At 60.5% G+C, this 12,688-nt stretch carries 12 protein-coding genes and 2 pseudogenes; 1 reads left to right on the top strand and 13 read right to left on the bottom strand.

Going from position 1 to position 12,688, the window contains the following annotated elements; genetic code table 11:
- The 7 genes and pseudogenes from BLS48_RS35170 to BLS48_RS24265 form a co-directional block, all read right to left on the bottom strand.
- Nucleotides 1-171 (bottom strand): annotated as a pseudogene (locus BLS48_RS35170) (IS256 family transposase); the annotation flags it as partial.
- Nucleotides 172-828: 657 nt separating this feature from the next.
- Nucleotides 829-1,762, bottom strand: a pseudogene (locus BLS48_RS24290) (ISL3 family transposase); the annotation flags it as partial.
- A 330-nt stretch (nucleotides 1,763-2,092) separates the two neighbouring features.
- Nucleotides 2,093-3,085 (bottom strand): TerC family protein, encoded by a 993-nt coding sequence (locus tag BLS48_RS24285; RefSeq protein ID WP_091583179.1) that lies wholly within the window; start codon nucleotides 3,083-3,085, stop codon nucleotides 2,093-2,095.
- Between the two features lie 145 nt (nucleotides 3,086-3,230).
- Nucleotides 3,231-3,509, bottom strand: coding sequence for a hypothetical protein (locus tag BLS48_RS24280; RefSeq protein ID WP_091583176.1), 279 nt, complete (start codon nucleotides 3,507-3,509; stop codon nucleotides 3,231-3,233).
- Entirely contained in the window at nucleotides 3,499-3,813 is a 315-nt protein-coding gene (locus BLS48_RS24275; RefSeq protein WP_091583173.1) for a hypothetical protein, read from the bottom strand. Before BLS48_RS24275 ends, BLS48_RS24280 begins: the two co-directional genes overlap by 11 nt.
- Nucleotide 3,814: 1 nt before the next feature.
- Nucleotides 3,815-4,051 carry a YdcH family protein gene (locus tag BLS48_RS24270; protein ID WP_143019499.1) on the bottom strand — a complete coding sequence of 79 codons (237 nt, stop codon included), beginning with the start codon at nucleotides 4,049-4,051 and terminating at the stop codon, nucleotides 3,815-3,817.
- Between the two features lie 472 nt (nucleotides 4,052-4,523).
- Complete coding sequence (locus BLS48_RS24265) at nucleotides 4,524-5,636, bottom strand: IS110 family RNA-guided transposase (protein ID WP_091583167.1); 1,113 nt, start codon at nucleotides 5,634-5,636, stop codon at nucleotides 4,524-4,526.
- A 124-nt stretch (nucleotides 5,637-5,760) separates the two neighbouring features.
- Here BLS48_RS24265 and BLS48_RS24260 point away from each other — a divergent pair, with 124 nt between their 5' ends.
- On the top strand, nucleotides 5,761-6,675 hold the full coding sequence (locus BLS48_RS24260; protein ID WP_091583164.1) for a LysR substrate-binding domain-containing protein: 915 nt from the start codon (nucleotides 5,761-5,763) through the stop codon (nucleotides 6,673-6,675).
- Nucleotides 6,676-6,780: 105 nt separating this feature from the next.
- Here BLS48_RS24260 and BLS48_RS35155 read toward each other — a convergent pair whose 3' ends face one another.
- The 6 genes from BLS48_RS35155 to BLS48_RS24230 form a co-directional block, all read right to left on the bottom strand.
- A complete protein-coding gene (locus tag BLS48_RS35155) occupies nucleotides 6,781-7,125 on the bottom strand; it encodes a hypothetical protein (RefSeq protein WP_143019498.1) in 345 nt (114 codons plus the stop codon).
- Between the two features lie 145 nt (nucleotides 7,126-7,270).
- Nucleotides 7,271-7,555 (bottom strand): DUF982 domain-containing protein, encoded by a 285-nt coding sequence (locus BLS48_RS24255; RefSeq protein ID WP_091583161.1) that lies wholly within the window; start codon nucleotides 7,553-7,555, stop codon nucleotides 7,271-7,273.
- 27 nt (nucleotides 7,556-7,582) lie between these two features.
- Nucleotides 7,583-7,885: a DUF982 domain-containing protein gene (locus BLS48_RS24250; protein WP_091583158.1), complete on the bottom strand. Its 303-nt coding sequence runs from the start codon at nucleotides 7,883-7,885 to the stop codon at nucleotides 7,583-7,585.
- A 1,240-nt stretch (nucleotides 7,886-9,125) separates the two neighbouring features.
- Nucleotides 9,126-10,316, bottom strand: a complete 1,191-nt coding sequence (locus BLS48_RS24240) for an alpha/beta hydrolase (RefSeq protein ID WP_091583155.1) — start codon at nucleotides 10,314-10,316, stop codon at nucleotides 9,126-9,128.
- Nucleotides 10,317-10,544: 228 nt separating this feature from the next.
- Nucleotides 10,545-11,336, bottom strand: coding sequence for a porin family protein (locus BLS48_RS24235; protein ID WP_091583153.1), 792 nt, complete (start codon nucleotides 11,334-11,336; stop codon nucleotides 10,545-10,547).
- Nucleotides 11,337-11,660: 324 nt separating this feature from the next.
- Entirely contained in the window at nucleotides 11,661-12,569 is a 909-nt protein-coding gene (locus BLS48_RS24230) for a formylglycine-generating enzyme family protein (RefSeq protein ID WP_091583150.1), read from the bottom strand.
- Nucleotides 12,570-12,688: the final 119 nt, after the last annotated feature.

The raw sequence follows: 12,688 nt of genomic DNA, 5'->3' as shown, positions 1-12,688 counted from the left end.
CTCACGTCCGTCCGGCAGCTTCAGATCCCGCATCTCGGCAAGAAACGCTTCGGCCTCCATCTCGATCGCCTGCGCCAGCAATTTGCGCGCGCCGGTGCGGAGCACATCCGTCAGGGGATCATCGATCTCGTCGGGCTGACGAAGGCGAACAATGTTGATAGTCTCGTTCATGGCGTATCGCTCTCCTTGAGAGGTTCTGGCAGGCTTCAATCACCCGCCTCGATACGCCGCCCTTCTCAAACCGTCATCACCCATTTTCCGCCATAGCTCGGGCCAATGCCTCCATCTGGTGGAAGCCGATGCCCGCACACAAAGAGGACTATCGAACCAACCGAGCCGACTACGCGATTGCCGCGTCGCATCGTGGGGCGACCGATGACGATCGCGACGACCTGCTGGCAAGAAAGAAGAAGTCCCTGCGGCTGAAGCAGCAGCGGTCAGTCAAGTTGGCGGAGAACCCAATGGATAGTTCGCCGCTGCCTAAGAGAACATCTCGCGGTTATCGGAAGCGATTGCGGTCCTCCGTCATCCGGCAGCCCTCCGCATCGGCAACACTTTGCCGCCGCCGGCCTTGACCGTCGAGATATACGCCGCCCATGCATCCATGAGTTTGCGACGCTTCGCCAACGCCGAGCCGCGGCGGTATGCTTGCTCGACCTCGTCGCCGACCTTATTCACAGGGATAGACGCGATGTGAACGCCGGTTCAGGTTAGCGATCGAAAAGATCGCCTGATGCGTATTGATCCGGAAAGACTTAGTAACGCTGCCTTGCCGGCCGGAGCAGGATAGAGCGCATAGCAGAGCTATGGTGGAATTCGATCCAGCCCTACCTTGCGGACTACCCCGCGGCTATGGCCGGTGCGGCGAACAGTCTCCTTAATCGTAGTCCCGTCCTTGGCCAGACCGAGGATGACGGCATTGGTGTCTTCTCGAAGACGGTATCCTTCATATTGAATGCGCTGGGCGGCGGTTGGCAGTTCTGGATCAATCGTGGCGGCGCCAAGCGCGGCGCGGATCAACCGCATGGATTTGCGAACTGCGTCGAGTAAGGCGCGGCTGGCGTTTTCCATCAAGTGCCAACGGTCGGCCACCTGGATCGCCCCACGCAGCGCTTTGGCGGCCGCAAGAGCGTAGCCGCCGCCGCGGTCGCGGGCGACAACGCCGATCTGGGGTTGGTCTGTGAGCCAGGCCTGGGCTATCGCCGGCTCACGGTCAGGCAGCAGGGCGATGGTCTTGCGCCGCTCAAGGTCACAGATGATCGTCCCATAGCGTCGATTTCGTCGCCACGCCCAATCGTCGATGCCGATCACGGTCAGAGGGACAAAGCGCGGACTACCGCGCCGGCGCACGATGCGCAGCAACGTGTCGTTGCTCACCGGCAGCATCAACCTCTTTGCGAAGCTGGCCGCGGGCCTGCCGCCCAGCGCAAGCCCAAGGTGACGGACGATTTGGTCGAGCCGGGCGGTTCGCCGCGCCCACGGCGCCAGATCATCTCCATCGAAACGCTCGGCGAAGATCCGGCGGCCGCACAACACTGCGCCGCAGTGGAACCGCCGAGCCACAACGACGATCCGAACAGACTTGCCCGCCATCGCCAGGTCCGCCAAGCGCCGCTGATACCGACTGTAGATCCGCTGCGACCTCGTTCCGTAGTCCGGACAGAGGCTCGCCGTACTCGCGGGACGCGACAGTCATCAACATCTCCTCACCGTCAATGGCGGTGTCGTCTACCACAAAGCCGCGAGGGACGATGGACGCAATGCATAGCTCATGACGTTGATTCCTTGTGTGAAACCAAAGCCAGCCGGCACCCTATTTCCATCAAAAGTGAGTCAGAGCCAATTTTGCACGCCAATTCACACTGATGGACGAGTAGAGTATCCGGTTCAAGGTGTTGGACCTTCGGCCTACGCATCGTCGCGCCGATGCGTGCAAAATACGACCGCAGGGTTGCCGAAGGCTATTCGCCGGAAGTATCTTTGACACCATTCGAAGGTTTAGGAGTTCCACTCGCAGTCGTAGCGGAAGCCGGCATGGCATATCGGCCTTGCGCGCCGCGGCGCCTCGACGTGAGGCGCCCCGGTGGGCAAGTCAGCGGGCGTGGTGCGCGGCAGCTGCGCCGCGCGTCTTGACCAGGCTCCAGATCACGCCCGACGCGATGATCGCGAAGGTGATGCCCAACGACAGTGCCGCCGGGAACTTCTCCAGACCGAGCAGGTCGGCAACGAAGAACTTCGAGCCTATGAAGATCAGCACGATTGCCAGCGCCGGCTTCAGATACTGGAACCGGTGGATCAGGGCGGCGAGCGCGAAATACAGCGCCCGCAGGCCCAGGATCGCGAATATGTTCGACGTGTAAACGATGAACGGGTCCGTGGTGATCGCGAAGATCGCCGGGACCGAATCCACCGCGAAGATCACGTCGGCGATTTCTACCATGACCAACGCCATGAACAGCGGCGTCATGAACCAGACGAGCTTGCCGGTCCTGGGATCAGGCTTCCTGACGAAGAAGTCCTGTCCGTGATGCTCGTCGGTGACGTTGAAGCGCCGACGCAGAAGGCCGATGAGGGGATTGTTGCCGATCTCCGGTTCCTTGTCGCCGATCCACAGCATCTTGATGCCGGTCACGACCAGGAAGGCCGCAAAGACATAGAGCACCCATGAAAACTGCGAGACGAGCGTCGCGCCAAGGCCGATCATGATGGCGCGAAGCACGATTACACCCAGGATGCCCCAGAACAGCACGCGATGCTGATACTGCCGCGGAACCGCGAAGAAGGAGAAGATGAGCGCGATGACGAAGACGTTGTCGAGCGCCAGCGTCTTTTCGACGACGAAGCCGGTCAGGTAGTTCATGCCGGACTCGGCGCCGAGCTGCCACCAGACCCAGCCGCCGAAAGTGAGGCCAAGACCGATATACATAGAGGACAGCACGAGGCTCTCGCGCACCTCGATCTCGTGGTTGTCGCGGTGAAGGACCCCGAGATCCAACACGAGAAGCGCGACGACGATCGAGATGAAGCCGAGCCACATCCAGACTGGCTTGCCCAGCCAGTCCACGAAAAGAAATGCGATATCCATTCTAACACAGTCTCCAGCCGGCACGCGATAAGGGTCGCGTCCGACATCGCAAGAGGACCGGCGTCTCTCGCCAGAGGGGCCCGGACTTTCAGTCTAGAAGGTCGGCCGCCGACCGGATCGACCGGACGGCGGCCTCAGGATTTGATCAGGCGGCAAACCGGCGGATCGCCACCATTGCGCCGAGAATGACGAGCGTGCCCGCGGGCCAGAGGATCGCGGCGGCAGGTCCGCCAGCCTGGCCGACGAGCTGGCCGCTCCAGGCAATCCACCCGTCGGTCACGCCCTGCGCCGCCATCCAGCCCGAGACCGTTCCGAGCACGGCGTAGATTGTGAGCGCCAGCCGCGACCACGCCGTGATGAGGGCGACGGCACCGTAGCGGACGACGCGGGCGAGCTTGGTCTTGCTGCGACGGTCAAGGTTCATCGCCCTTTCCCCTTCCGCCGATGCGCGCTTCCGGCGCCGCGTTCCTCGCGGCCTTTCGCCGCGAGCGCTCGTCCCGGCGACGCTTCAGATCCGCGCGAATCCTCTGGCGCATCCTGCCGATCTCCTGCGAAAGCTCGCTGAGCATGGCGTAGTCGCGATCGCCCCGCATCAGCATGTCGTCCAGGCGTCGCTTGAGGGCTCGATACTGCCCGGCGAGGCCGCCAAGCAACCTTGCCCCCGTGACGCGAAAACCGCCGCTGCCCTGGTCGGGTCGAGGCTTTTCCATTGCCTGCATGGTGGTCATGTCAGATTTTCCCCGAAAGGAGCGGACGGAACGATCGGCGACGGACTACGGGGATGGGTATCGTATCGCCGCTCCGGTTTATCCGCTCGATGAACTCGATCTGGTCGCGGAACCGGAGCTTCAGCCTTTTCAGCGCGCTCAGACGCAGCTGATCCGGCGCCGGCCGGGCCTGCTCGTCCTCGATGCGGGCCTGGACGGTGGCCCTGCGGTGACGGAGCGACTTGATGAACTGGTCCATGGCACTTCCTCCTTGGCTGTTGACTGCCTGGAGGTGGGGACCCTCGTCCGATAGTTCCAATTGATTATTGCAATTACCTCGATAGCTTCTAACTCTTATGACCGTGGTCAAGAATGATGGATGACCTTTTTCGCCCTATGCCTTTTGCCACAGGTTTTGCTTGCCATTGATGAGGGCAGCACGGAGACGGGATGGGGCCTTGAGACGACGGTTGATCCAGCTCTTATCCGCGGGTTGGTTACCGCACTTCCGTGATCCATCCTGGGCTATCCCTGTCTAGTATCGGGCGTTGGGCTGATGCCCAGCCACATAGTTAGGACGGGAGTTCCCCACCGTGGCCACATCCCGTCACCGTGCTGCCCGGTTTTTCCGCCGGGAGATCCGGCGCGGGCAGAGCCTTCAATCCGGCGGCGCCCGCGCCGGGGGCGCTCTTGTCGGGATCCTGATCTTCGATGAAGAAGCGCACTGCATCTCAACGCACCGGTTCGACCTGGTGGCCGATGGCCCACAGGAACGCCGCCATCTCGCGCGCGATCGCCGCAACGACGATGGGTTTGTTCTTGCCCGCAGCCGTCAGGCGCCGGTAGCGGGCGCAAAGCCGCGTCTGCGCCCTCCAGGCGATCTCGCGCACCGCCTTCGGCAGACCCTCGAGCCTGACGCGAATGGGCTCCGTCACCCTGGCGGGATAGCGGTAGGCCCAGGCGCCTTCGATCAGGACGCGGCGGGCGCGGCGATTGCCGGCCAACGTCAGGCCGCCGCGCTTTACCGTGTCACCGGTCGAGCGCTCCGAGGGCACCAGGCCGAGAAAGGCCATCAGCTGCCGCGGAGTGTCGAAGCGGCGGACATCGCCGACTTCGCTGACGAAAGTGACGGCGACGATGAAGGACACACCACGCAGCGCCTGATAGGCCATCACCACCGGCGCCATCGACCAGCTCGGCACCAGCTCGGCCAGTTGCGCATCCAGCCGCTCCAGCCGGTCCTGCGCATCGGTGACCACGTCGACCTGGTCCTGGAACACGATCTGCTGGGCCGGATGGTCGAACTTTTGCGCCGCCAGCCAGCGGGCATGGCTCCGGGTCCAGTTCTTGCGTCCGGTAAAGACCCGCCCATGGCGCAGCAGGAACGACAGAAGCTGCTGGCGCTTCTTGCGCAGATCCTCGCTCGCCGCGGAGCGCACCCGCACTAGATCGCGCACCGCTTCATGCACCGCGTCTGGAACCCAGATTCCCTTCAATTCTCCGGCCCGCAGCAGCCGCGCCAGACTGACCGCATCGCGCCGGTTCGTCTTGACGCGCTCGCCCGGGCGCTTGGGGATCAGCGAGGGCGCAACGACGTCGCAGCGCTGACCGAGCTCGACGATCTGCCGGTAGAGCCCGTAGCCGGTCGGGCCGGCTTCGTAACAGAAATGCAGGCGAGGATGCTTTTTCTCCAGCTTGCGCACGAAGCGCTCCACCGCCGCCGGCCTCGCTTCGATCTCGCCGAAATACCGGACCTCCCCATTGCGGCCACCCTCGGCAACCGCAATGGCGTGCTTCGCCTTCGACACGTCGACACCGACGTAAAAAACGCTATCTTGCTTCATGGCCCGTCCTTTCTTCGCTTGGGGCTCGGCTCGGGCACTCCCCGAGCAACCCCCGTTTGCCTAACAGCTGCAAAGACTAAGGGCGGGCCGCCGCTCAGACCACGGTCATAACGTCTAGGGATCGATGCCGTTTCGCCCAACGCTCCGCCAGCTGGAATACGTGGTCGCCGTCCACGACCTGAAGCATTTCGGCCGGGCGGCACGCCAATGCAACGTGTCGCAGCCGACGCTGTCGGTTCAGATCTCGCTCGTCGAGCAAGGTCTTGGAACCCCACTCTTCGAGCGGACATCGTCACAGGTCGCGGCGACGCCCGCAGGCGAGACCTTGGCCAAGGGTGCGCGCCTCGTGCTTGCCTCGCTCGACGATCTGCTGGACGAACTGTCCGCACAAGGCGCCGCACTTGGGGGAACCATCCGGCTGGGCACGCCGCCGACCTTCGGACCGTATTTTCTGCCGCGGCTGCTTCCACGGCTGCACGAGCAACATCCCGGTCTGCAGATCTACATCCGGGAGGATTCCCCTGCGGCCCTGGAATCGGCTGTGGCGGAAGGCGCACTGGACTGCGGTGTCGGGCCCTCGCCGGAGCGAACGGGATTGACGTTCCGACGGATAGGCGAGGAAGCCCTCTTCCTCGGCGTGCCGTCCGAACACCCACTCGCCAAACAGAAGACTGTCAGCCTTAGCCAACTGCAAGGCGAGAAGCTGCTGGCATTGGGTCGGGGACATCGCCTTCTGGAAAACGTTCGCCATCTTGCGGAGGCGTCAGGCGCGCACATCGTGGCGGACTTTGAGGGAACGAGCCTAGACGCGATCCGCCAGATGGTCTCGATCGGCATGGGAATGTCTCTGTTTCCAGAACTCTACGCACGAGCGGAGTTCCGGCGGAGCGACGATGTGGCGTTGCTTGAAATCGACGGCTGGGACGAACGCCGGAACGTAGGGCTCTATTGGCGCGAGAACAGCGGACGACAGCGCCACTACATTGCTTTAGCAGAAGCAGCGGCCGTCGCAGCAATCGGGCTCGGTATTGAAGGTTAGCCATGTATGCACACTCATAAGAGTGTCTGTCCCGACGCCGCAGCAAAATCGCAAAGCCCTGCACATAACCCGGCAGGATGCGACTTAAAATCCGCGGGGCGCTGCCTAAATCGGAGCCAACTCTACAGGAACGCGGAACGTCTGTCGCCTGGATAGAGCGTGGGTAGCCCCAACGCCCAACCCGGCAGAGTCGAAAAACTCGAATTTCGATCGTCGCTGAAGTTCAGTGGCGACGAGACCTTGAGCGACGGCACGTTGGCTTCCTCGTCCTTCAATTCTCATAATCTCAATTGACCGGAAAAGAATTCTTTCAGCGCCCTTGTTTAAAGAAATAATGCCAAACTTTAAAGAAGCAACATGACGCCGCGCCTGCTGAACAGTCATGCCATATTTCTCCGCAAGGAATAGCGGATCGGATCTGTCTATCGATTCATCGATCGGCTTGGTCATCGCTCTCTTTCCTGTGGGCGGAGAGGACATAACAACGCAGCTGTCTGGCGAAGGTTTCGCTCAGCCGTGCAGCGCAGGCCGAGTTTTCGTTACGGACTAGGAAACAACGACGGCGCCCGCTAGGCCGCCGTCGTTTCAGGGCATTTCAAACGTGCCTCGGCTGGGCAATTTCCAGGTATGGAGGAATTGTGCCATCCTCCACCAAAATATCTTTCTTACGAGCAAAGGCTACGAAAACGCCCCTTGCAGTCTCGGCGTCGACATCTCCGACCAACGCGGCTTTGCACGCGCGGAGCGCCGCCCTCTGTTCCGGACTGTTGCCGCACCAATCAACCGCGAACTGATAGGCGTCCGCCACAGTGTTAAGCTCCCGCGGAAAGCCCATTCCGACCCATACCCGAACTGGCTTGTCGAAAGGTTGAGACAGCATCGCGAATTCCTCCTTTTCAGGGCGACCCTAAACAGCCAATCCGCCGCGCTGGCCGCGCTTGCTGACCATCCAGGGCAAGGCTGTGGTGACGTCTTCATGGATCTTGGCCGACTTTGCGAAGCCGCAAAACGCCCCCCTTGCGGCCGACAATGGATAGCTGCTGTCAAACGCTCGCTGGCATGCGCGCAGAGCCGTTTCATAAATTGGCCCCCGTCGGTTCCTGGGCCATTCGTAGAGAAATTCCAGAGCGTCCTCGAGGCACGCTATTTCCTGGACGAGGCTGTTTTCGCTCTTGACGAAAACAGGGCTGTCGAACATCCGGTCGTTCATAGGATCCTCCAAGTCGAACGAACAATTGAATTAGGAATGCGGCGTGACCGACAGTGGCCGACGCCCGGAAACGATATGGGTTTGCGGTTTTTTATGGTCAAGGGGGTTATCGCGCTGCATTCCCCTCGCGCGCATGTCGGTGTGACCTAGCGTCAGGTGCACTTTCACGCCGGCCGGAACGACGATAAGGGATCTTCTCCCTGCCGGCGAGCTGCCGCTTCGCTGCAACCAGAGTTGTGCCCGCTGGCGCAGACGCGCGTCGTCCATCGATGCAATCATGTCGCACGGACTTGCCGATAGTGTCAGGAAACCCTTGGAATCAACCGTAGTGGTTTGCAACATGGCGCGACATGGAATCAGCCGCCAAGATGCATTCGATTGCACCTAAGTTGCTGATTTTTATTTGATAAATTTTGGTAGCGGGAGAGGGATACCGCCAATACAGTGCTGCCACTGAATTCGTTTGCTAACTCGACTCCTCTGCAAGTTATAGGGCGGTTTGCAGCCTTAGATCGTGTCCCCACAACCAGTTTCGTCGGAATACCCTTACCGTCCCGGTCTAACCGGGGCGGCTTATGCGTTTCGGGGCGGGGATGTCTCAGTTGCACCGTTGCACCGGCAGCCGACATTCAGCGCCAAGGCGTCGAACGTCTCATACCTGTATGGTGAGGGCGCTCAGGCCGCTGATGTGGACGGAAGCCAGCAAGCGGTGACGATGCCCGCGACTCATTTGTTGGGACCATCAGCTTTCGCGGCAGGGTTGTTTGCCGACGATCGGCACGCGGAGCTATCGGCAGTGATCTTCTCTAACGCGTGTTCTATTGCGAAGCTCAATCGCGTCGCGGTCTCAGGACGCGGAGCACCCCAGGGTCTGCGCTATACGCGGGTTGGCAACTTTTTCGACAGGACGCCGGGGGCACTCAAGGGCATTCCGTTCTGCCTTGACGTGACGAGTGATGGATATCGAGAGCTCTGGCCGCAGAGATACGAGCCCCGGCATGATTCGCTCCGCGCCACCATTCTCCCGACGAGATCGTGCAGTCGGCCGGACACAGCCAGCATTCCAATGCGGCCTGCACCGTGAATGGAAAGCCTCATGTCACTGTCAGCAATTTCGAGGTTTGTCCCTGGACCAACGGACCGGGATGGCCGCCGTGAGGCATAGGAGGCGTGGAGCGGCGCGGCATCAGAGGCGCGTCGAAGGCAACGTCCGGCGCCGGCCTCCGATTTCAGACTCGGTTCAAGGCGCCCTGGTAATTTGGACAGTCCCGCCAAGTAGTACGATCGGTGCAGTCACGATTGTCTGCAGCGCCCCACCATTCTCGGGCTCAGACGTGCCACCAATCCCGCCTGCGAGTACTGTACCAAGCTCTGGGCCAAGTTCCGCCAACTCGGCAAATTTGCCATGGTGCGATGAGTCGTTGGCTTTGACGTTCGTCATATCAACCACAACAGCGCCCAAGGCGGCCAATTCGTCAGTATCCGCTTCAGCTCCCAGCCTTGCTGGCCCGCCAGCAATAAAACTGGAGGTACGCAACGCTTTATCGTCCTTTGAAATTACTATATAGAACGGTTTTTTCGGCTTTCCGAAACTTCGCATCTGCGATTTGAAGACGTCGATATCAATATCAGGAGCAGCCAACACCACCAGGCCAATTCTATTTATTGCCAGCGCCTTACCAGAAATTTTAATCTGCCGAAGCGCTTCAACCGTCACCCAATTTCCCATTGAATGAGCAACTATATTTACCTTGTCAGCATCACTCGCTAATATTAGGCGAATTGTATGGACCAGATCGTCACGGGCAATCGTGGCGCTGTTTGTGTCGTATACATATTGTCCCACCTTGCCACGCGACGCCCAGGTGAAAAGTACCGGCACCCCAGGCGCCCTGGAATCGTGCACAATCTGCGTTAAGCGGTAAAGCCCCTCCGCAAACATCGTGTTATATCCGTGGACGAAAAGGAGAACATTGCGGCTTCCGCGAGGTCTCAAAGCGAGTTGCGAATTCAAGTTCTTGATGAACTCCTTATCACCATCAAGGTAGGAGGCGTCGCTGACTACGAAATTCTTCTTAGGATTTCCCGGGGCGTTTGACGGCCATTCGATATTGCCAGATACATGTTGTTGCGGCACGTCGACCGTGAACTGAGCAAAATCCAAAGCTCCAGCTCTTTCCCCGTTGAAATAGGTGCCGGGGCGAGAATCTCGCGCACGAGTCGTTGCAACCAGCACATGGTGAGCTGTTGATTGAGATCCAGCCAAATTGACCGGCGTCAGGTAGCCGGTTTCCGGTCGCGATGCACACGCCGCCAGTAGAAATACCGCAAACAGGCTGACGCAGAAAAGAAGCAAGCCGGCGACGCGAGGCGGGTTTCCTGGCTCCAGGGAAACGTCTTCACCAAACGACAAGGTGAGAGGCAATCGCATGTATCACGTCACTTTCTGGGCGTTTGCTGCTAGCTGCCCTCACTCATCCTCAAACCAGCCAGATCTTCGCCGTATACAGGAGCTGAAGCGAATACGGCTCGAGGTTCGCGCCTTTAGGCTCTCACGCAGCAGTGCGCCCGTAACATCGGGTATCATCTGCCGTCGCGACGAAAAGCAATTGACCGATCTCGAGCCGAAACCACGCAAGAGTCCGAATGTGAGCGGGACCTAGAACTTGATCGTCGCGCCGAGGATGGGACCGCTCATGACGACGTCGAAGACGGAAGCTCCGTGTTCATAGTCGACGCTAAGCGCGCGCCAGCCGCCGATCAGCGAGACTGAATCGCTGACATTGTAGCCCACAGCACCCATCACATCCCAGGTCAGCTTGGACCCGACGCCGAAGCCACCGATCATCCCCCAGCCGGTCAGATAGAAATTGTTGGACAGGCCGACGCGCGCCTTGGCGCCAACGATCGGATCAACCCAAGATGCGGTATCGGTAAACGACAGGGGATCAGCCGGGCCACCGACCGGGTCAAGCTCGGTCTTCAAGGACCAAACCCTGGCGCCACCCAGCACGTCGAAGCTCATATTGTCGGTTTCGGCGAGCCGATACTCGGCGGCAGCAAACGCTGTTAGGGTTTTGCTGGTCACGTCGACGTGGTCTGCCAACACCCCCAAAGGCGTGTTGGCGCTCGTCGAAACCTTTAGGTACAGCAAATCCATGGCGATACCAAATCGGTCGTAGCGTGCCTCGCCGGCACCCATGAATCCGATGTCGAATTTCTTGAGGATATCGCCGAATGATACGTCTACGTCGACTGGCGGCATCCCAAACTGGCCGACGGTCCCGTTCAAACCTGCAAGCCAGCCATATGGCGCGACCGTAAAGGTCCAGACAGGTGCGGAGGCGGGCGATGGAGACGGCGTCACCATGTCCGCAGCGCCTGCCGGCACCCCAATCAACGCCACCGCCAACCCCATTGAAGCCGGCGTGAGTGCACGGATGATATTCATATCGAAGTCCCCTCTAATCCCGTTGCTATATATCCATTGTCAGCGGTCGCTTTGCGACGCAGGCTTGTTGCGAAGAACATACACCCATTTGCACCAATCAACTAGTTGGCGTCCACTTAGGAAATAACTGGCGGTCCCTCGACGCCGCGAGTTCGCATGCCCTCGGGAGGTGAGTGACTGAGTTAGTCGAGACTGCTTCTTCCTCCTGCGACGCAATGTCGACATTGTCTGATTGGGACTGCCTTTTCCGTTGAGGACCGTAATGAGAACGCCTACCGGCGCCGCGGCGAGTAGCTTCCGAAGCACGCGTTCGGGCATCCGGCATCATGCTGCACGGACGATGCAACGGAAGCCGAGATGGCACGTGGATGTGTCTACAGGCTGCGCCATGCGCGCGGCCGGCCTGTAACGCCGGCAGTAGCTGGGAGCGCACAGGAAAGACCCACCCTTGGTCACCTTTCGCGGGATCCTGATGTCGGGCGCCAGCGGGTCGTAGCTGGCCTCACGCTCACCGCCACGCGGATTGGTCATCGTGCAGCAAGGGCTCTCGATACGGCGGTGCTCCTGGAACCAGTCAGTCGTCCACTGCCAGACATTGCCGGCCATGTCATAGAGCCCATAGCCGTTCGCCGGAAAGGAGCCGACTGGCGCCGTCCATTCGTAGCCGTCCTCGCAATCGTTGCGGAACGGGAACTCGCCCTGGTACGTGTTGGCCATATGATGGCCGCCGGGGGTTAGTTCGCCGCCCCATGCGAACTCGGCGCCATCCAGCCCGCCGCGAGCGGCAAGCTCCCATTCGGCCTCGGTCGGCAGCGTTTTTCCAGCCCAGTCCGCATAGGCTTGCGCGTCCTCGTATGCAATGTGGACGACAGGATGGTCTTCAAGTCCCTTGAGGCTACTGGCGGGTCCGCGCGGATGCCGCCAGTTCGCGCCGCACACGTAGGCCCACCAATTGTAGTGATTGCTCCGATCGATGCCGCGCGGAGGCTTGACGAACAAGGCTGAAGCCGGCGCCAAGGAATCGACGCGTGCTCCGGGATAGTCCGCGGCATTTGCCGGACGCTCGGCCAGCGTGACGTAACGGCTAGCCTCAACAAAGCGCCTGAATTCACCATTCGTGACGGTCGTGCGATCCATCCAGAAGCCGCCGACAACAACGCGGTGCGCCGGCGCCTCTTCCGGATAGTGGTGGTCCGAACCCATCAGGAACTCGCCGCCGGGAACCTGCACCATATTCTTAAACGGCAGGCTGCGCCCGGAAGCGGAACGGTCACGTTCCAAATCCACTGTAGATGGTACAGCCGCGCCCGCGTCATTAATGATTTCAGCTCCATGAATTCCGGACGTCATCT

Origin of the sequence: Mesorhizobium qingshengii, from assembly GCF_900103325.1 — a bacterium.
GTDB lineage: Bacteria > Pseudomonadota > Alphaproteobacteria > Rhizobiales > Rhizobiaceae > Mesorhizobium > Mesorhizobium qingshengii.
Note: the sequence above shows the minus strand (reverse complement) of the source record. Positions and strands in the feature narration are given on the sequence as shown.